The sequence below is a fragment of the Paenibacillus sp. FSL R5-0407 genome (genome assembly GCF_038009185.1).
GTDB classification, from domain to species: domain Bacteria; phylum Bacillota; class Bacilli; order Paenibacillales; family Paenibacillaceae; genus Fontibacillus; species Fontibacillus vini.
In genome coordinates this window covers 812501-833545 of the sequence record NZ_JBBPAX010000002.1, presented here as the reverse complement: position 1 = coordinate 833545, position 21045 = coordinate 812501, and the positions used below count along the sequence as shown (strand labels likewise).

Genomic DNA, 21045 nt, shown 5'->3' with positions numbered 1-21045 from the left:
CTTTTATAATTACAATCAATTTATCATATATTGACAAAAGTTGTTGATGGGTTAAGGAGAGAAGGAGAGAAATTATATGACTGAGGTACAGATTCAAATGGGACAACCCGTTCCTGACTTTCGTCTTCCGGCCAGCGGCGGGGGTGAGATGGCACTTAGCGATTTCCGGGGCCGTAAGGTCGTGATTTATTTTTATCCGAAAAATATGACCCCGGCCTGCACGCAGGAAGCCTGCGATTTTCGTGACCGGAGCGGCCAGTTGGAGAAGGAGGGGGCGGTCGTGCTCGGTATCAGCGGCGATCCGGTCAAATCCCACGACAGGTTCAAGGAGAAGCAGAACTTGCCGTTTCCGCTGCTGTCGGATGAGGACCATGAGGTCTGCCGCATGTTCGGCGTCTGGCAGCTCAAAAAATTATACGGCCGGGAATACGAAGGGATCGTGCGTTCGACCTTTTTAATCGATGAGAACGGCACACTCGTTAAGGAGTGGCGCGGAGTTCGGGTGAAAGGACATGCGGACCAGGTCTTGGAGGCCGTCCGATCGATGGATTAAAGAAGAGGGTTGCTTATCGCCAGTCTGAGAGACTTGCGATGGGCGATCCTTATTTTTTTGTTGAAATCGCCGTGGCTATATCTCTTAATTTTTGATTAAAGAATAGGAAGTCTATTTTCTTCTCTACCTTCATACAATCTACCAGAAAGCCAAAGAAATGATTGATATAAACGGCGGAGGTAGAAATAAATGAGAAAAATGTGGATGTTCGGTTTAAAAAGGTTTTGCATGGGAGCTATCGCAATATTAATAATTATAGCCGCAGCCTTCCTGTACGGAGAGCGCGAAGCAGCCTTGCCTGCGGCATCGGCGCAGCCCTTGCTTGCGCCCGCGTCAGCTACCAGTACGGAGGATGCGGTTCGGGCTGATCCAAATGAGGGCGGAGGAGCATCCGTTGTTCCGCTCCAAGAGCTTGCTGTGCAGTCTAAGCAGGAAGCGGAAGTTACTGTACCGCTCTTGTCTGCAGTTTCCGCTTCCGCAACCGCCCGGGCGACATCTACTCAGGCTGAAAAGATCGTATACCTTACTTTTGACGACGGACCAAGCAAATTGACGGGCCAAGTGCTCTCTATACTGAAAGAAGAGGAAGTCACCGCCACGTTCTTCGTTTTGGGCGAGCACGCGAAGCAATCCCCTGAGCTGATTCAACGCATGAAGGAAGCGGGGCATGCCATCGGAAATCATACGTATAATCATGAATATGACGATTTATATAGCAGCTTTCCACGTTTCTGGGATCAGATCAAGCGGACCGAGGAAGTTGTACGTGAAATCACCGGGGTACGTCCGGCTATGGTCCGGGCTCCGGGCGGCACGTACGGACATTTTGACGAGACCTATTTCAAGCTGCTGGAGCAGGGCGGTTATAAGGTGTTCGATTGGGATGTGGATAGCGGAGATTCCAAACGGAGGGGTGTTCCCGCCGCAGAAATCGTCAAGAATGCGACTTCCGAAAAGTTGAAGGACGAAATGATCGTGCTGTTGCATGACGGAACCGGACATGAGGAGTCTGTTAAGGCATTACCTGAAATCATTAAATTTTACAAAAAACACGGATATACCTTTCGCTCGCTTTCTCCGGATCAAAAGCCGGTTCAATTCAGCCTGGCCGCCGCCTCCAAGATCAAAACGAAGCCTGCCCCGTCCAAGGCCTGGATTGAGAGTCATATCGAGCCTAACGCCGCATTGTTTGGTCCGGGAGAGCCGCTGTATGTGGAGGCCGGAGGGGTAGCGACGAAGCTGGCTACCGGAGAATATGAGCTTACAGACGGCCAGTACATGGTTCCGCTTCGTTCGACGATGGAACGGCTGGGCGCCAAGGTTAGCTGGGATGGACAAAGTCAATCCGCGGTCATTGTATGGGGCGATGCCACGGTTATCATAGAACCGCTGAAGGAAACTCTTGTATCTAAAGGGGTAGAGGTATCGTCTCCGCTCACTCCGGTGCAGTTCTCCCGGAAGAACAATTCGCTATGGATCTCTCTGAGGCCGCTTCTAGAGGCGACCGGGCATCCTATCGTTTCGTTTGAGGCCGGTCGGGAGGAACGAAGAGTCAAAGCAATGTAGGAGCAGGTTGTTCTTGGTTTTCTCTCTTCCATGTCTATGACGACTAGTTTTTGGGGAAACTGGTTGATAGATTTGTTGTTTTCTTATGGGAGGGATTAAAGATGATTCACGAACAGGCTCGCGAGATTCTGGAGAGACTGGTGGGACGTGTGGAACGTGTTATTGTCGGAAAGCGGACGGAAATTGAACTTGCCGTCGTATCGATGCTGTCCGGCGGCCACATTTTGCTCGAAGATGTGCCAGGTGTCGGCAAAACGCTGCTGGTTCGGACGCTCGCCGCTTGTATGGGCGGTTCGTTCGGGCGGATTCAATTTACTTCAGACCTTTTACCTACGGATGTAACGGGGGTTACAGTATATCAGCCGCAGACCGGGCAATTTGAATTTCGTCCGGGTCCAGTGCATGCCAATTTCGTATTGGCGGACGAGATCAACCGCGCGGCTCCCCGGACCCAGTCAGCTTTGCTGGAAGCGATGGAGGAACGCAGAGTGACCGTTGACGGAATTACGAGAGCGCTGCCTCAGCCTTTCCTGCTGCTGGCCACGCAGAATCCCGTTGAATACGAGGGGACATACAGGCTCCCCGAGGCTCAGTTTGACCGCTTTTTGATGCGGCTGACCCTGGGGTATCCGATGCCGGAACAGGAAATCGAGATGCTGAGCCGTGGGCAGGAACCTGCCGTGGAGATCAAACCGGTTCTTGTACCCGAGGAAATGAGGTATATGCAGCTGCAGGTAAGAAGCGTTCTGGTGGACGACCGGATCAAAAAATACTTGGTTTCCGTCGCGGATGCCTCCCGGCGCCACCGCCAGCTGTCGCTTGGAATCAGTCCGCGCGGTACGCTGGCCTGGATGGGAGCGGCCCAAGCGATGGCTTATTATAAAGGCAGAACTTATGTAATCCCGGATGATGTGAAAGCCGTTGCCGAGTCCGTGCTTGCCCATCGGATTGTCTTGAAGTCGGAGGCAGTCCTGTCGGGCGTTCACGCGGAACAGGCCGTGGCGGACCTGCTTAACCGGGCGGAGGTGCCTTTGTTCAGCCATGTCCCCGCGGCGGGGGGATCCCGATGAAGAACGGCTTTTGGACGTGGTTGATTTCAATAATATCCGTCGGCTCGCTGGGAGCCCTCTATGGATGGAAGGGCGGCCAATCGCTTCTTTTTCTGCTGCTGCTGTTAGTCATCGTAATTATTCAAGGAGCGGCGGTTCAATGGTTTGGACCTAAGCAAGCCAAAGTAGAACGGACCTGGCATCCCCTGAATCCCCGAGCGGGAGAGGAAGTTGAAGTTACGTTGACCATTACGCTCTCCGGCGGTTTTATGCCTTTGTGGATGCAGGCGGAGGATAAATGGTCGGCTTCGCGGGAGACGGAGCCAGGCAATGATCAAGAGCCGCAAGGCGGGAAGCTTGCCTTCGGCGGTTGGAAACGGAAGTTTACAGGCACTTATTTAATGAGAGAAACGAGCCGAGGGGTATATGCGGGGCAGTCCGTGCGGATCACTTGGGGAGATTCCTTCGGATGGTTCAAGCGTTCCTTGCGCGCAGAAGCGAATGATGTTCTCGTCATTCACCCTGCGCCGCTGCCCGTTGAACTTATAGGGACCAACGCTGCCGACCCTGATGGGGACGAGCAAGGGTCAGGGCGAAACGCCGAGTCGGAGGCCGATTTCGCTGCGGGCAGGCTTCGGGCTTATGAGCCGGGGGACCCGCTCCGCCGGATTCATTGGAAGAGTTCAGCCAAGAAAGGCCTCTTGCTTACGCGCATTCCCGAGCCGGCTGAATCCAAATCCCGCTGTTTGCTGCTGGATAATGCGATGAACTCTTATTCGGGGAGCCTTGGCGGAAATCGGGCAGGAAAAGGTAGCGGGAATGGGAGCGGGGCGGTGCTGAGAGGAAACCCTACCGGTGGGTTTGAAATTGCCGTTTCAGCGGCCGCGTCTTGGTTAAGCCGGGAGCTCGGGCGTACCGGCGAAGTCTGCTTCCGCCATGGGGGCATGAGCGAGCTTGCCATCAAGGCGGCTCCGACTTTCTCGGGCAGCCGCGGTCTCAAAGAGGGCCTCGACCTTCTGGCAGGTACCACGCTGGACCCCGGCTTATCGGGCTCCGAGCTTCTGCGGAGGACGCATGCTTCTTTGCATAGGCAAAGCCTGACTTTTATTACGGGCCATTTGACTCCGGAACTGGGCGAAGCGGCATTACAGTTGGCAGAGCGAGGGGCTGCCTTGGAAATCTGGTACGCATGCGGAACGAAGGGGAATGCCGAATCAGTCCGCCTGGCCCAAGCTTTGCTGGAAAAAGGCTTGGTCCTTATAGACCTGACGCGTTATATCGGCGGAGTATCAGTGGCGCCGAAAGGAGGGGCAAAGCATGGCATCGCTTAGAGCGCAAACCGGCGTTGGCGGTTCCGTCGCCGGAATATATGACGGTTCTTCGGTACGCCCCCTCGCGTCAAGCCGTAGACGGTCCTTAAGAGAAACCGGACAGCGTTTATTCCTGTCTATGCTTTTGTTTGGCATGTTTGGGGAATGGTTGTATCCGCTTCACTCTTTTTTGGGCGGTGAGCCGTACCGGCTCATCGCATTGTTCCTGGGCGTCACCGGCATTCTGCTAGCTGCCGGCTGCTTACGGCTGCCGACTTATTTGTATGCGCCGATCCCTGTAGTTCTTGTGGCAGGCGCTCTGCTGTATTTGTACGGGCAAGAGACCGGGATGTCCTGGTTTGTGGACTATGCCGGACTGATCGTCGCCGATGTTACGGAGATTGTTCAGTCCGGCAGATTGTACGGAATCAGCGAGGAATCCAGAGCGCTCCTGCTGCTGATCGGCTGGACGCTGCTTGTCGTCTCCGTACAGATGCTGGCGCTCGGCAAGCATAGTATTATGCTCTTTTTTCTGGCAACGTTACTGTATTTGATTGCTATCGAATTTGCGGGAAACGTACCCGTGTACTCGGGACTTATCCGTTCCGCAGGGTGGGGGCTTATCCTACAGGCCTTATTGTTCCGCAATCAATTGCATATTGGCGGCAAGCCTGGCGGAATTTCCTTCGGCAGCGTCGTGGCGGCGTTTTGTGTGCTGGGCGCTTTGTTATTGAGCTCGCTCCTTCCGATTCAACCGGTACGGAACATTCCATGGAATCAAATTGTACAGGCTCTTGAAGGGTGGAGCGGCTCTGAATTATCGGGCCGGCCGCAAACCAGCTATGCTGTGTCCGGGTACAGCAAGGACGATTCCCGGCTTGGGGCCCCGCTGCGTCTCCGCCATGAGACGTATTTCACTGCGGTATCACCGCAAAATACGTATTGGCGCGGAGAGAGCAAGAGCGTTTATACCGGTCGGGGCTGGGCTTCATCTCCTACAGCCTCACACCTGGTGGCCTGGTCGAATACAACGGAGGATGCGAATGCAGCTGATGGAGTAACTATCGAAGGTGAAGGTATCGCGGGTATTGCCGGAACTGCCGCCGAAGAAGCCACAGAAGATACCGCCGAATCTTTGGCGGCATCTCCCGCTAGCGGTTCCGCCGTCATTAAACAATCGGTTATGTTTATGCAGCCGGTCACCGGTAAGGTCCCGTTCTTTAGCGGCGGCAGTACCGTGAGTATCGATCAGGTTTTCGCCGAGAATCTAAAAGCAGAGTCCGCGGCTGTCAGTTCCCGGTATGATGATGGAACGGGAGCTAACTATTTTGAACCGGCTTATCCGGAGCAGGAGCTCTATGGATATGAGCTGACGGCTCAAGTGCCGGCAGTCTCTGCGAGTCGGCTTCGCTTGGCCCAAGGCGATGACCCTATGGAGATTACCGCCAGGGAGCTTCAGCTTCCGGATCAATTACCTGAACGGGTAGAGCGGCTGGGGACTGCTCTGACGGAAGGCCACGCCAGCAGGTATGATGCGGTGGTGGCTGTAATGAATTATTTGGAGAAGCATTATATTTATAACCTGGATACGGAGGCACCGCCGGATGGGAATGATTTCGTCGATTATTTTCTGTTCGGGCAAAAACAAGGCTACTGCGATCACTACTCCACCGCGATGACCGTGCTTCTCCGAAGCGGGGGCATTCCAGCCCGGTGGGTCAAAGGCTTTGCTCCCGGAACCCCTGTCTCTGAAGACGACAACCGCATTAATGTCAGTTATGCCGATGCTCATGCCTGGGTGGAAGTTTATTTCCCGGGGGAAGGGTGGATTCCATTTGACCCAACGCCGGGTTACGAGTCGGTATTTGCCGCAGGTCAGGAAGAACCAGCTGGAGTAAAAGATAGCCTGGAGAAAGATGGATGGTGGCAGAAGCTGCTTTTGACGACAGGTGTATTGTCGGATGGTTTGACTAAGTTTATTACCAAAGGCTGGAACATGCTTCAAGAGTCTTTGTTACTTTGGTCAAGCGTAGCGCTGGGGATCGTCTTTGTGCTGTATACGGCTATAATTTACCGAAGGACCTGGCTTCGTGAAGGTTCTTATCTCATGTGGCTCTTTATGTTGAAACGGCGCCGGAGGTTTCCGGAAAGAAGTGAATTGCTGCGGGCGGCTGACCGCGTCTGGAAGGAAATCTACCTTACTTACGGACCGAAGACCTCGGGGATGACCGCAAGAGAATACCTAAGTTCGATTCATGCCAAAGTTGGCGAACAGAGCGTGAATTTGGAAAGCTTTGTGATGATTTGGGAGAACCTATATTACGGGGCAGCCGGAATGGATCGGACCAAGAGCAGAGACTTTCTGAAGCTTTGCCGGAATTTGGCTTACCGGGGACGCTGAATTACCGCCGGGTCTTCCTTGACGAGCTCTTTTGTCGTTTCGTATAATTAGGTTCATGAATTAAGGGAGGCTCGGAAATGAATAAGCCAAATGAAATGATTGTCGTTCTTGATTTCGGAGGACAATACAATCAACTGATTGCCAGACGGATTCGCGATTTGGGCGTGTATAGCGAATTGCTGCCGTTTAATACGCCGGTAGAACGGATTCGTGAACTTTCGCCGAAAGGGATCGTATTCTCTGGCGGACCATCCAGTGTATACGCTGAAGATGCGCCGCATATCGATAAAGCCATTTACGATATTGGCATTCCGATCTTCGGTATTTGCTACGGCATGCAATTGATGGCCCAGCAGCTTGGAGGTAAAGTGGAACGCGCCGCAAAACGCGAGTATGGGAAAGCGGACGTTGATTTCGCTGAACATTCCGCGCTTACGAAGGGCTTGGACGCAAAACAGACCGTTTGGATGAGCCATGGCGACCATGTGGTCGAACTGCCTGAAGGCTTCGTTGTGGACGCTTCTACCGAGCACGCACCGATCGCCGGATTTGCCAATACAGCGAGCAAAATGTACGGAGTTCAATTCCACCCGGAAGTGCGTCACTCCGTTCATGGCAATGAAATGATCAAGAACTTCATTTACGAGATCTGCGGTTGCGAAGGCAACTGGAGCATGGAGACGTTCATTGAAGATCAGGTTCGCGAAATCCGCGAGCAAGTGGGGGACCAAAAGGTTCTCTGCGCACTTAGCGGCGGCGTGGACTCCTCTGTTGTAGCAATGCTGATCCATAAAGCGATCGGCGATCAGCTTACTTGCATGTTTATCGATCACGGGCTCCTTCGTAAAGGTGAGGCCGAGAGCGTAATGGAGACGTTTGTCGGCAAGTTTGATATGAAGGTCGTCAAGATCGATGCCCGCGAACGGTTCCTGTCCAAACTGGCAGGCGTCGATGATCCGGAGCAAAAACGGAAAATTATCGGCAATGAATTTATTTATGTCTTCGATGAAGAGTCGGCGAAGTTCGACGACTTCAAGTTCTTGGCTCAAGGCACACTCTATACGGATATCGTAGAGAGCGGTACAGCTACGGCTCAAACGATCAAGTCCCACCACAATGTAGGCGGTTTGCCTGAGGATATGAAGTTCTCGCTGATCGAGCCGCTTAATACGTTGTTCAAGGATGAGGTTCGCAAAGTCGGTGAGGAACTTGGTCTCCCTAGCGAGATCGTCTGGAGACAGCCGTTCCCTGGACCGGGTCTGGCGATCCGTGTGCTTGGCGAGGTTACTGAGGACAAATTGCAGATCGTTCGTGATTCCGACTACATTCTCCGCGAAGAAATTGCCAAAGCGGGTCTGGACCGCGAGATCTGGCAATACTTCACGGCGCTGCCGAACATGAAGAGCGTAGGCGTTATGGGCGATGCCCGTACTTACTCCTACACCGTCGGCATCCGCGCGGTGACTTCCATCGACGGCATGACCGCCGACTGGGCGCGTATCCCTTGGGACGTGCTGGAGAAGATCTCCGTACGTATCGTCAACGAAGTGGATAACGTAAACCGCGTCGTGTACGATGTGACTTCCAAACCGCCGGCTACGATCGAGTGGGAATAGGACGGGGAAATTTAATGCCGTCGATCGCTGGGAAGCCTTGATATACAAGAATTCACAGCGTTGGTGGAATTGAAATTCCGCGTACACTTGCAACAATAGAGTTCAAAAATTACTCTCTTTTATCTGCGTTGTCTAGCAGATAGAAGGGAGTTTTTTTTATGACCAGAATCAAAGAACTGATTGAGGATTTAAGCTGAACCAAGAAATTTTGGGGAGAGAAAAGAAGTACATTGAATTTTTTATGCCATTCGGATCTCATCTGGTCAGGCTGAAAGCAGCGGGAGCTTCGAGAGTCTGTTAAATAAATTTTCAACCTAAAAAAGTCAACTTTAAACACAATAAAACCTATTTACATTGAATTGTTATAACAATAAGATATCTCTAAATCTTGCTGCTATTAACAATTTTCGAAAATTAGTAGCAGTTGGACAACTAAATGGAAAAGGGAGGCGTAAAGGTATGAAAAGATCTAAAAAGTGGCTGACTATGCTGCTGATTTTCACTCTTGCAGCGACATCCGGTCTGGTTGCCGGTAATCAGGAAGTAAAAGCGGCCGATAAGCTAACCCCGGCAGCCGGAAAACTTCCAGGCCAAAGCAATCCGTTGATTACGCACAAATATGGTGCGGATCCATATGCAATGGAATACAACGGCAGACTCTATCTCTATTTAACGGATGATCAGGCTCAGTGGGAGCTGACTCCGGATACGAATAACAGTTACGCCAACGCCCGCAGCATCACGATTATTTCATCATCCGATATGGTGAACTGGACCGATCACGGCAGGGTACCTGTTGGGAAGCAGGTTGGAGGAACGGCATGGGCTAACAATGCTTGGGCGCCGGCCATTGCCTGGAAAACTATCGACGGCAAGGACAAGTTCTTCTTGTATTTCGCGGACAATGCATCCGGGATCGGTGTGCTGGTAGGGGATTCCCCGATCGGTCCTTTCCATGATCCTCTCGGGAAGCCTCTCATTGACAGAAATGTTCCGAATGTCACGACAACCGGCGTGCCTTGGCTTTTTGACCCGGCCGTCCTGGTGGATGATGATGGTAAGGCTTATCTGTATTTTGGCGGCGGAATCACCGGATTGGACGCCAATAATCCGAAATCGTCCCGTGTCGTACAGTTGGACGATGATATGATCAGTATTGTAGGAACGCCGCAGGAAATTGATGCGCCGAGAATTTTTGAAGATTCCGGTATCCATAAGATTAACGGTAAATATTACTACTCCTATTGTTCGAACTTCAGCGGCAATGATGGACCGGGCTATCCGCCGACAGGGACGATCGCTTACATGGTTAGCGACAGCCCGATGGGACCTTTCGAATATATCGGACCTATTCTTCCCGGGCCGCATGTGTTCGGAAACGGGGATGCGGGCAACAACCACCATGCGATATTTCAGTTTAAAGACAAATGGTATATTACCTACCATACTCGCCAAGTAAACATCGCACAAAGATTAATCAACGGACAAAACGGGCATCGGGATTACCGTTCTCCGAGCATTACAGAGCTTGAAATTGATCCAGACACCGGACGAATCACCCCGCTTCAAATGGAGAATAAAGGTGTTGGCCAATTAGAAGCTTTAAATCCTTACAGCAGGGTTGAGGCCGAAACGATAGCTTGGAATGGTGGAATATCTACTGAGCCGACTACACAGCCGGGAGCCATGGTCGAGAGCATCAATCTACAGGTTACCGATATAAACGATGGGGATTGGATCGCGGCAGCGGATGTAGACTTTGGGGAAAAAGGCGCCGGCACATTTACCGTCAATGTTGCAAGCGGTTCCAAGGGAGGGACCATTGAATTGCGGCTGGATCAAGCCGACGGTGAACTGATCGGAACGCTACCAGTACCTTCTACGGGCGGATGGGATCAATGGAAAACACTGACTACATCCATTTCCGGAGCTGAAGGTGTCCATAATCTGTATATGGTATTTAGAGGTGAGGGAACAGGTCGTCTATTAAACCTCGATTACTGGCAGTTCCAAGAAAAGAGTGATCGAAATGACCTTGTAGCGATTAACGCATCGATCGATAAACAAAAAATTGACATCGCTTCCGGCAGCAATACAGCGAACATCACAGTCAAAGCGATATACGCTGACGGAACCAGTGAAGATGTAACAGCCAAGGCTTCGGCGGTCCCGGAACAGGAAGGGATTGTGAATATAAGCGGCGGTGTTGTTACTGGAGTAAACTACGGATCTACAAATATTAATATTAGCTATGAAGGAAAAACATATGGAATCTACGTTGAAGTCAAAAACTTGAAGGCAGAGCTTACGGTGAAGAAGCTCATTGTGGACAACAATAAGCCTGTGCTCGATCTTGGCAGCACTGAATCCTTCAAGGTTACCGCTGAATATGAAGATGGACATACCGAGGACGTAACGGCTCTAGCGGATTATAGCAATTCGAATCCGGATGTAGCGGAGGTGTCGAATGGTAAAATTACAGCGAAAGGCAGCGGCACCACTTCGGTTATTGTCAGTTTTAAGGGAGCAATGGGACATAACGTAACCGCTCAAATTTATGTAAGCGTTTCGAATGTATCTGCACCTATAAAATTTATCATCAAAAACAGCCATCCTCAATTTGAGGGACCGGCCAAAGTAGTCTACGGTGATGTTATCGGATTTTTCGATAAGGGAACGGATGGAAATCAGGATGGCGCGGTTACGTTTACCGTGAATGTTCCAACTGCGGGAAAATACAAGATGTCTGTCTATAATGTAGTCCATTGGGGCGAGGTGCCTCATCAATATACGATTAACGGAGATACAAGCAATACGATTCAGTACAAGTATCCATCCGCTCCAACTGGATGGAAGCTGTCCCCGTTCACCCCGGATATCACATTAAATGCAGGTGAGAACACAATAAGAATTGCGTATGATCCTGCGGCTACCGGAGCGGCAGAACTGCAATATATTGAATTACAAGCGTACAACGGAGACGACTCTTTCGTTCCTATTGAGGGAGTCTCATTGAATAAAGGCGAAATTGCGCTGGAAACAGGCGATTCGGATACGTTGACAGCGACTGTCAATCCGGACACAGCGTCAGATAAAAATGTAACATTTATCGTTGAAGGAAGTGCCGTGACCGTTACCGAGTCGGTGTACGATGTCATTGAAGGTACAACCAGCGTGCGGATCAAGGCTGAAGAGCCGGGTTACGCCATCGTTAAGGCGTATGCCGGAGGATTCGCAGCAGAGACTGTTGTAACGGTTGAAGGAGGAGAGGTGCCGCAGCCGGAAATCATTAAAGTAACAGGCGTAACCTTGGATAAAGAGACGCTCACCCTGGAGGTTAACAAATCAACACAATTAAAGGCTGCCGTCACTCCGGCAAATGCAACAAATAAGAAGGTGACATGGTCCAGCAGTGATGAAGGAATAGCAACGGTGGACCAAGAAGGTAATGTTAAAGGAATTAAGGCTGGAACGGCAACGATAAGAGTGACAACAGAAGATGGCGGCTTCACCGCAGAAAGCGCAGTAACCGTTCAGAATCCATCCGGTGGCAGCAATCCGGGGAACGGCGGCGGCTCCGGCGGCAACAATCCGGGTAGCGGCGGCAGCTCCGGCGGAGGAAGCACTGGCGGCGGCTCCGGCAATTCAGGGGCGGTTAAGCCTGCAGTACCTAATGAAGAACAAAAACCAACGGAAGAACCAAAAGCCCCTGAGACTTCACCACAACCCCCGGCTCTTCCTAAGTTCACTGATCTAACTAATCATTGGGCCAGCAAAGAAATTGAGAAATTGGCAAGTAAGAATATTATCAGCGGATATCCTGACGGAAGCTTCAAGCCAAATCAAGAGATTAATAGAGCAGAATTTGTTACCTTGGTTTGCAGACTGCTGCAGCTGGAGTCCACGGCAGGAGGAAGCGCATTTAAGGATGTTAAATCCGATGCGTGGTATGCGGGCTGTGTCGGTGCAGTTAAAGAGGCGGGAATCGTTGGGGGATATCAAGACGGAACCTTCAAGCCGAATCAAAAAATTACTAGAGAAGAAGTCTTTGTGATCATCTATAAAATGGCAAAAGATAAATTGAATGCTTCAGGTAATCAACAAGTCTTCATAGATGATGCAGCCGTATCTTCTTGGGCCAAAGAAGCGGTGAACGCGCTAGTGAAAGCAGGCGTGGTAAGCGGGTATGAGGATGGGTCCATTAAACCCCAAAATAGTATCACTCGCGCTGAAGTCGCCAAGCTTCTTGCTTACTTTGCGCAATAGCCAGCAATACAAAAGGGGCTGTCCCATAAGTCAACATACAGACTTATGGGACAGCCTTTTATGCGCCTTCCACCAAAACGAGCCGTTTTCTATCTGAATTGTCGAATCCTGTCAGCGAAAAACAAATACACTAAACATGAATTTAAACAATATATTTCAAAAATGCGCTAAATGCGAACAATACCAGCAAATACATAAAATAATATTCGCTTTTTTAGTTGACAATCTGCCTGTTCGAGCCTAGAATAAGTCATGTAATAGGTCTTGAGTCCAAGACTTTCGGAAAGATTCGACAAATTACAACTTAATGCTTTTCGTATAATTCCGGGAATCGGCCCGGAAGTCTCTACGAGGTCACCGTAAATGATCTGGCTACGAAAAGAAGAAGCGAAACCCTTCGATATTGAGGGTGACGGATTTAGAGTTCCAGAATCAGTGAACCGGTCCGTGAGTTTTTACTTCGCGCTTCTTCTGGCTGTACGGTACCCGGGGATGATCTAACCTCGGGATTTTTGTCGTTTCCGACTCATAATAAGGAGGAGTATTAGAATCATGGATCGTTTTTTTAAGTTAAAACAGAATGGTACAACGGTTCGTACGGAGATTATGGCCGGTCTCACCACGTTTATGGCCATGGCTTACATCCTTACAGTCAACCCAAACACACTGACGGCTTTCGGTCAGATCGACATGGGCTGGTATTCTGTTTTCTTGGCGACGGCTCTGGCCGCTGGTATTTTCACGATCGCCATGGGTCTCTTTATTAACTTCCCAGTAGCACTTGCACCAGGTATGGGTCTGAACGCTTATTTTGCCTCTGTAGTGCTTTCGTCCGCTTCTACGGACCATCCTTTCACTTGGGAAATGGGCTTGACCGCCGTATTCATTTCCGGTTTGATCTTTATCCTGTTGACGATAACCAAGGTCCGCCAAATGCTTCTGGACGCGATTCCGGATTCACTGAAGCATGCGATTACGGTCGGGATCGGGCTATTCGTTACCATCGTCGGTTTGAAAAACAGCGGCCTGATGACGGTCGGCGTAGAAGCCGGCAATGACATCCCGGCACATACATTTACCGACGTTCTTTCTTTTGAAACTGTAATTCACTTGGGCAGCCTGGAAAACACCGACGTGCAACTCGCCATTATCGGCTTGCTCCTGATCGGCGTTCTGATGGTGCTTCAAGTTCGCGGCGCTATTCTGTTCGGGATTCTCGGAACTACGATTATTGCCATGCTGATGGGTGCCGTTGATTTCAACTCGGTATCGACTAGCCAAGCTAAATGGATTCCTGATTTCTCCGAGCTTAACTTTATGAAGTTCGACTGGAATGGCATTGTCCATACGGGCATTATTTCGGCCATCGTTACCTTTACTTTCGTTGAATTGTTCGACACCTTCGGTACGCTGGTAGGTACGGCGACTCGCGCCGGGCTCATGAAGGATCCTGTAGAAGGCAAAAAACGCGTAGGTAAAGCGATGCTGGTTGACGCTGTTGCCGTAACAGGCGGCGCTATGCTCGGTACCTCGACTACTACCGCTTATGTAGAAAGTACGGCAGGGGTTGCCGAAGGCGGACGTACCGGCTTGACGGCAGTAACTACAGGGGTCTGCTTCCTGCTTGCTCTGTTCCTGGCTCCAATCGCAGCGCTTATTCCTGGCTCCGCTACCGCGGCTGCTCTGATTATTGTAGGCGTACTGATGCTTCAATCGATTCGTGAGATCGACTTCAATGATATGGTTGTGGCGATCCCGGCTTTCTTGACGATTACGATGATGCCTTTCACTTACAATATCGCTAACGGGATTTCCTTCGGGATCGTGTTCTATGTCGTGCTCGCACTGATTGCGAACCTTCGTACAAAAGGAAAATATAAAGTACATTGGATGATGTGGGTGCTGGCCATCCTTATCGTTCTCCGCTACGTCTTCCTTGGAAGCCAAGGCTAATAAACCAACATTAATATAATGTAGGAAGCCCGCCAAACCGGATCAACCGGATGGCGGGTTTTTTTTGTATTGCGGCGGCCTGCGGATATAACCTTGAGCGCGATTCCGGCATAACCTTTGTCCCGGTGCATATATTTTTAAAATATATAAATGCATTGAAATCCGGGGTGAGCAAGGGTCGTGTTAAAGATTACGAAGGCGGTTATGGCCGCGATAATGATGTGGATGCTGACTTTTCTTCCGGCTGGAGTTGTACATGCAGAGGAAGGGAATTTGCTGCAAAACGCAGGGTTTGAGAACTTGGATTCGGTTTCGGATTCCCCGGATCACTGGAGCCGGGATGCATGGGTGCAGACCGAGGGTGCAAGTCAATTGGGGATCGTACGGGATACGGCCCATTCGGGAAATACGGCCGCCGTAGTGGATAATATCCAGCCCAATCACGCGAAATGGGTACAACGAATTTCGGTGAAGCCGGAGACGGATTATGTCATATCGGGCTGGGTTCAAATCGTGCAAATGGGCAGTGGAGAGATCGGAGCGACTATTTTTCCACTGGGCGTGGGCGGAGCTTTCCCGGATCTGAAGGATTCGGAGGGGCAGTGGAAAAAGCTGCAATTTTACGGTAAAACCGGACCGGAGCAGCAAGAGCTCACGGTTGCCGCTGGCATTGGCGGATACGGCCGACTGAATACGGGAAAAGCGTACTTCGATGATTTGGACGTTCGGGAAGCCGGAACACTGCCGGAAGGAGTGAATCCGGTCTTGCTGGAGTCGTCGACCACCGATCCGCCGCAAGGGGATGCTGGTGAAGCGGCGGCAGAGCCGCAAGATCAAACGGGAAATGCGGCGGTCCACGTATCGATACTGCCTATCATGCTGTTTTCCGTAATGTTCAGTCTGTTATTCGTCTTTTTGTATCAAAAAGTACTGCGTCGCCAACAAGCTCGGCTCGGGGAAGCGGTGAGCCAGGAACATGCTTGGTTCGCATTTATGATAGGCGCGTCGCTGCTGCTTCGGATCGGAATCGGTCTGACCGTGGATGGATTTGAAACCGATATGAACACCTTTATGGCATGGGCCCAACATGCGGCGGAAAGCGGGATCGGCAATTTTTATAATGAAGGGATGTTTGCGGATTATCCGCCGGGTTATATTTACGTCCTGTATGTGCTAGGTTCTATCCGCAGCGTGTTAGGAATGGATTTTGGATCGGCAGGGGCGGAATTACTCTTTAAAATGCCGTCCATTCTGGCGGATCTGGTTACAGGTTATTTGATCTACCGGGCTGCCGGCAAAACACTGGGAAGCAAAATCGCCCTCGCTCTGTCTATTCTATATCTGTGGAACCCGGCCGTCCTCGTCAATTCCTCGGCTTGGGGTCAAGTCGATTCATTCTTCGTCCTGTTTCTTCTCATCTCCATCTTGGCATTGACGGAGCGCCGCTTTGAATGGTCTGCGGTATGGCTGGCTATCGCGATGCTGATCAAACCGCAAGCAGTCATCTTTGCACCGGTATGGTTGATTGCTTGTTTGTATTATCGGGATGCCAAGCGGATCTCAAGGAGTATTTTGTGCGGAATTTGTGTGTTCGGTTTATTGGCGTTGCCTTTTTTCTGGAATCAAGGCGGGCTCTCCGGATTGATCGCTCTTTATCGCACAACTCTTTCTTCGTATCCTTATGCGTCCGTGAATGCCTTCAATATTTATGCGTTGTTTGGACAAAATTGGTCACCGCTTGATAACAGCTGGTTATTTCTAACGTTCCGCGTGTGGGGACTCCTGGCGATTCTCTCAGCGGTTGCTTATGTGTGTTATATCTCCTTTAGAAAACAAGGGCCAAAACGTGATCTTTCCAGCTCCTATTTTATCGCCATGGCATTGATTGTGATCCTGTTCGTGTTGGGGACGAAAATGCATGAGCGCTATATGTTTCCGGCCTTAATATTAAGCCTGTTCAGCTTTATTCAGATCAAGGATCGCCGATTGCTTGCGATTTTTACGGGATTTAGCTTGACCCAATATGTGAACGCGGCCTATGTACTGAAATATTTAAATGCCGGGTCCAGCCCCGGAAATGATGGAATCGTGCTGATTTGCTCCATTGCGAATGTGGCGCTGCTTGGATATATGTTGTACCTCGGTTTTGATATTTACGTTAAAAAGAGAATCAAACCGCTTATGCCTCGAACGGATGAGGATCGACAGCTTGAGGATCAGAGCCTGTTGGCGGAGCTGGCGTTGCCCCCGGACCATGGGGGTACCGGTAGTAAAGGCCTTACTTTTCTCCGTCGCATCAAGGAATGGAAATGGATTGGCTTAATCACACTTGTGTACTTGGCTGTCTCCTTATTTCAGTTAGGGTCGCTTAGGGCGCCGCAGAGCGGATGGACGCCACAAGCGGGCGAAAGTTTTTACGTGGACCTAGGTGATGTAAAGCGGGTAGAGCGACTGAATCTTTTTGGCGGCATCGGGTCTGGAGACTTCAAACTGGAATTCGGATTGGATGGGATAACATGGGAGCGACCTCTGGAGGTCACCGGGGATGTCAGTGATGTGTTCGCGTGGAAGAGCCTTCCGCTTGGTTTTGAGACCAGATATGCGAAGTTTACAGTGGAAAAGGCAGGCTTCTCCCTAAATGAAATGGCATTTTTTGAGACGGGAGGCCAGGTTCCTATTCCTATCCGCCAGATCCATGAGCCTTCGGGCGCGACTTTAGAGGACGGGGAAATCGGCCGACTGTTTGATGAACCGTCAACCGCGAAGATAAAGCCGGATTTTTATGACGGCACGTACTTTGATGAAATTTACCATGCACGTACCGCTTATGAATACTTACATGGACTTCCTCCCTACGAAAACACACATCCTCCGCTGGGTAAGCTGCTCATCGCTGTCGGCATTCAAGTATTTGGATTAAATCCGTTCGGCTGGCGCATCATCGGCACCTTGTTCGGAGCAGCCATGCTGCCGTTAATTTATGCCTTTGCGCTTCGTATCTTCGGCCAGCGGAAATATGCGGTGATGTCCGCCGTGTTATTTGCGGCCGAGTTCATGCATTTCACCCAAACCAGAATCGCCACGATCGATGTATTCGGCGTATTCTTTATCCTTTTAATGTTTTACTTTATGAGTCGTTATACCAGTCTGAATTTCAACAAAATCGGAATCGGCAAGACGCTGGTTCCGCTATTTTGGGCGGGACTGTTCTTCGGAATCGGGGTCGCCGCTAAATGGATCGTACTGTATGGCGGGGCAGGCCTGGCGGTGATGCTGGGAATATCGTTGTATATGCGTTACCGGGAATATGCGGCCGCCAAGCGAGCCTTAGCCGCGAATCCGGATTCGGATGATTTTGGCCAACACCTCCGGATTTACCGGAGAATCGTAACCTCATTTTCAAAAAACATTCTGATCACGCTGGGAGCTTGTCTCGTATTTTTTGTTATGATTCCGGCATTCATTTATGCTTTGTCTTTTATTCCGCCGCTCTCGGCTTCATCGGAAGGGTTCACATGGCGCAGCCTGATTCAGGCTCAACAGCATATGTTCAGTTATCATAGCGGTCTAGTGGGCAGTCATCCTTTTGCCTCCTCCTGGTGGGAATGGCCCTTTATGAAACGGCCGGTCTGGTATTTCAGCGGGGAAGGGGATTACCCTGGAATTGTGTCTAGCATTGTAGCGATGGGAAATCCGTTGATCTGGTGGGTCGGCGTGTTCATGCTGATTGCCGCTCTATGGTTTTCGCTTAAGCGAAAGGACCGGGGCGTCTATGTCGTTTGGATCGCCTTTCTGGCGCAGTATGTTCCCTGGATGCTCGTTTCTCGGGAAACCTTTTTATACCATTATTTTGCCATGGTACCGTTTCTGATCCTGGCCATCGTATACGTCGTGAAGTTAATTGAAGAAAAGCGGCCCCATCTCAGCTATATCAGAAAAGCGTTCATGACCGCGGCGATCCTGTTGTTCGCCATGTTCTATCCGGTGTTGTCCGGCATCCAGGTCAGTTCGAATTATATTGAGCATGTTCTGCGTTGGTTTCCTTCATGGTTGTTTTAGGCTTTAAAGCCCGAAGCTGCCTGCTGCGTTCAATTGATAGATGAGAAGGAGGAATAGTAATGCCGATTGGCTGCAGCGTGATCGTTCCGATGTTTAATGAAGAGGAGGTCATTGAGCATACTTATAACCGCTTAAAGCGGGTTATGGACTGCTCGGAGGAGGACTATGAGCTTATTTTTGTGAATGACGGAAGCGTGGACCGGACTGCGGAAATTGTGGAAGCCATTTGCCGGCGCGATCCCAAAGTTCGGTTAATCCAATTCTCCAGAAACTTCGGCCATCAGATTGCTATCAGCGCAGGGATGGACTATGCTGCCGGACAATCGATCGTGATCATAGATGCGGACCTTCAGGACCCGCCGGAAGTTATTTTGGAGATGCTCGATAAATGGAGGGAAGGCTACGAGGTCGTTTATGGAAAGAGAATGAAGCGCAAAGGCGAGACCGTATTTAAAAAAGTGACCGCCAAGATGTTTTACCGTTTGCTCGGCAAAATGACGCAGGTTGATATTCCTTTGGATACCGGCGACTTCAGGTTGATTGATCGTAAAGTGTGCGATGTGCTAAAAGGATTGAAAGAAAAGAACCGCTTTGTCCGCGGTCTCGTCGGATGGGCCGGATTTCGCCAGACCCGGGTGGAATACGTTCGGGAAGAACGATTTGCCGGCGTTACTAAATATCCTTTGCGGAAAATGCTGCGTTTTGCTGCCGACGGAATTACATCCTTTTCCCATAAACCGTTGAAAATAGCTTCCTACGTTGGTTTCGTGCTCTCTTTTTCCAGTTTCGTGTACCTGTTCGTGGTTCTGCTGCAAAAATGGCTGGAGCTTGGCATGGTCCCAGGCTGGGCTTCCATTGTAGCGATTAATCTGTTCTTTAACGGTATTGTATTGATGCTACTTGGCGTGATGGGAGAGTACATTGGGCGGATTTACGATGAGACGAAGGATCGTCCCTTGTATATCGTTCGCGAGAAAGTAGGTTTTGAATACGATGACAATCACGTTTCGGGGAGGCAGTCACCTTATTTGGAAGAAAGACTGAGGGAACAGGTTGAGGAATATGCCGGTTAAGCGCCTCCGTTCATCTTTTTTACAATTTTTAAAGTTTAATCTGGTCGGGTTAGCAAATACAGCCGTGGATGTTGCCCTGTTTGCAGTATTCGCCGCTTTGGGGATCGGGAATGCTTTGGCCCAAGCGCTCTCCTATTCGGCAGGAATGATAAACAGTTATTTACTGAATGCAAGGTATACTTTTCGTGATCAACAAGCGAAAGGAACAAGCCACTTGTTCGACTCAAGGCGATTAGTCCGGTTTGTTGTGCTAAATTTAATCGTTCTTGTTGTTTCCGTAGTATTGCTGAAAATTTTGGTTTCAACAATAGGGATACCTGTATTGATCGCCAAGCTGGGGGTCACCTGCATAACGCTCGTCCTGAATTTTTTGGGAAGCCGATTGTGGGTTTACAAGCAGGTTCGATATTTATCCGGGGGAGAGCAGCCATAGCTGATAGAAACAATAATACCTATAAGCAGCCTATACAATTTTGGAATGTTCCAATAAGTATACGGATAGGCATAAGGCAAGCTGTAGTCCAATAATATAAGAGAGGGAAATAGGTTCTTGAAACTGTATATCAATTGTATTGGGAGTGGGCTGAATGAGAATGAAAGCAAGGACCGCCCTTGCGGCAACATTGGCTGCCGGCTTGGTATTAGGAACGGCCAATGCAGTAAATGCTACGTCTGATGAACAAGAAGAAAGTCAGGGGGGGACTGAGTATAACACTTTAGGGGGATATCACCCGTATCCTACTAAGACACCAAAGCCGACCCCAACGCCGGATTGTCCTCCGACCCCAACGCCTACGCCAAAACCAACAAAAACACCGCAGCCGACACCGACACCAACACCAACACCAACACCAGAACCGACAAAGACGCCGAAGCCAACACCAACACCAACACCAGAACCGACAAAGACGCCGAAGCCAACACCAACACCAACGCCAGAACCGACAAAGACTCCAAAACCAACAAAGACGCCGAAGCCAACACCGACACCAACACCGACACCGACACCGACACCGACACCAACACCAACACCAACACCAGAACCGACAAAGACTCCGAAACCAACAAAGACGCCGAAGCCAACGCCGACACCAACTCCAGAACCAACAAAGACACCAAAACCAACAAAGACACCAAAACCAACAAAGACGCCGAAGCCAACCCGAACACCGGATTGCCCACCAACACCAACACCAACA

Annotated in this window: 12 protein-coding genes and 1 riboswitch (1 of these 13 running past the window's edge); all 12 genes read left to right on the top strand. The window is 50.3% G+C overall.

Going from position 1 to position 21045, the window contains the following annotated elements; genetic code table 11:
• Positions 1–76: 76 nt before the first annotated feature.
• Positions 77–553 (top strand): thioredoxin-dependent thiol peroxidase, encoded by a 477-nt coding sequence (bcp, locus tag NYE70_RS22775; protein ID WP_211023623.1) that lies wholly within the window; start codon positions 77–79, stop codon positions 551–553.
• A gap of 189 nt (positions 554–742) precedes the next feature.
• Positions 743–2119: a polysaccharide deacetylase gene (locus tag NYE70_RS22770; protein WP_341048365.1), complete on the top strand. Its 1377-nt coding sequence runs from the start codon at positions 743–745 to the stop codon at positions 2117–2119.
• A gap of 101 nt (positions 2120–2220) precedes the next feature.
• Entirely contained in the window at positions 2221–3189 is a 969-nt protein-coding gene (locus NYE70_RS22765) for an AAA family ATPase (RefSeq protein ID WP_341048364.1), read from the top strand.
• On the top strand, positions 3186–4499 hold the full coding sequence (locus tag NYE70_RS22760; RefSeq protein WP_341048363.1) for a DUF58 domain-containing protein: 1314 nt from the start codon (positions 3186–3188) through the stop codon (positions 4497–4499). The genes NYE70_RS22765 and NYE70_RS22760 overlap by 4 nt, the downstream gene beginning before the upstream one ends.
• Positions 4486–6879 carry a transglutaminase-like domain-containing protein gene (locus tag NYE70_RS22755; protein WP_341048362.1) on the top strand — a complete coding sequence of 798 codons (2394 nt, stop codon included), beginning with the start codon at positions 4486–4488 and terminating at the stop codon, positions 6877–6879. The genes NYE70_RS22760 and NYE70_RS22755 overlap by 14 nt, the downstream gene beginning before the upstream one ends.
• Positions 6880–6956: 77 nt before the next feature.
• Positions 6957–8495: a glutamine-hydrolyzing GMP synthase gene (gene guaA, locus NYE70_RS22750; protein ID WP_341048359.1), complete on the top strand. Its 1539-nt coding sequence runs from the start codon at positions 6957–6959 to the stop codon at positions 8493–8495.
• 459 nt (positions 8496–8954) lie between these two features.
• Positions 8955–12761, top strand: a complete 3807-nt coding sequence (locus NYE70_RS22745; protein WP_341048358.1) for an S-layer homology domain-containing protein — start codon at positions 8955–8957, stop codon at positions 12759–12761.
• A gap of 294 nt (positions 12762–13055) precedes the next feature.
• A riboswitch (purine riboswitch) is annotated at positions 13056–13156 on the top strand.
• Between the two features lie 157 nt (positions 13157–13313).
• Positions 13314–14714 (top strand): NCS2 family permease, encoded by a 1401-nt coding sequence (locus NYE70_RS22740; RefSeq protein ID WP_213655500.1) that lies wholly within the window; start codon positions 13314–13316, stop codon positions 14712–14714.
• A 180-nt stretch (positions 14715–14894) separates the two neighbouring features.
• Positions 14895–18773, top strand: coding sequence for a glycosyltransferase family 39 protein (locus tag NYE70_RS22735; RefSeq protein WP_341048356.1), 3879 nt, complete (start codon positions 14895–14897; stop codon positions 18771–18773).
• A gap of 59 nt (positions 18774–18832) precedes the next feature.
• Positions 18833–19846 (top strand): glycosyltransferase family 2 protein, encoded by a 1014-nt coding sequence (locus NYE70_RS22730; protein WP_213655499.1) that lies wholly within the window; start codon positions 18833–18835, stop codon positions 19844–19846.
• The gene (locus NYE70_RS22725; protein ID WP_341048354.1) at positions 19836–20279 is read left to right on the top strand and encodes a GtrA family protein; all 444 of its coding nucleotides are present in this window, start codon (positions 19836–19838) and stop codon (positions 20277–20279) included. The genes NYE70_RS22730 and NYE70_RS22725 overlap by 11 nt, the downstream gene beginning before the upstream one ends.
• Before the next feature lie 339 nt (positions 20280–20618).
• A protein-coding gene (locus NYE70_RS22720; RefSeq protein WP_341048353.1) for a hypothetical protein crosses the window boundary here: on the top strand, positions 20619–21045 show its start. It continues 725 nt past the right edge of the window; only the first 427 of its 1152 coding nucleotides appear in the window; its start codon is at positions 20619–20621; its stop codon lies beyond the right edge, outside the window.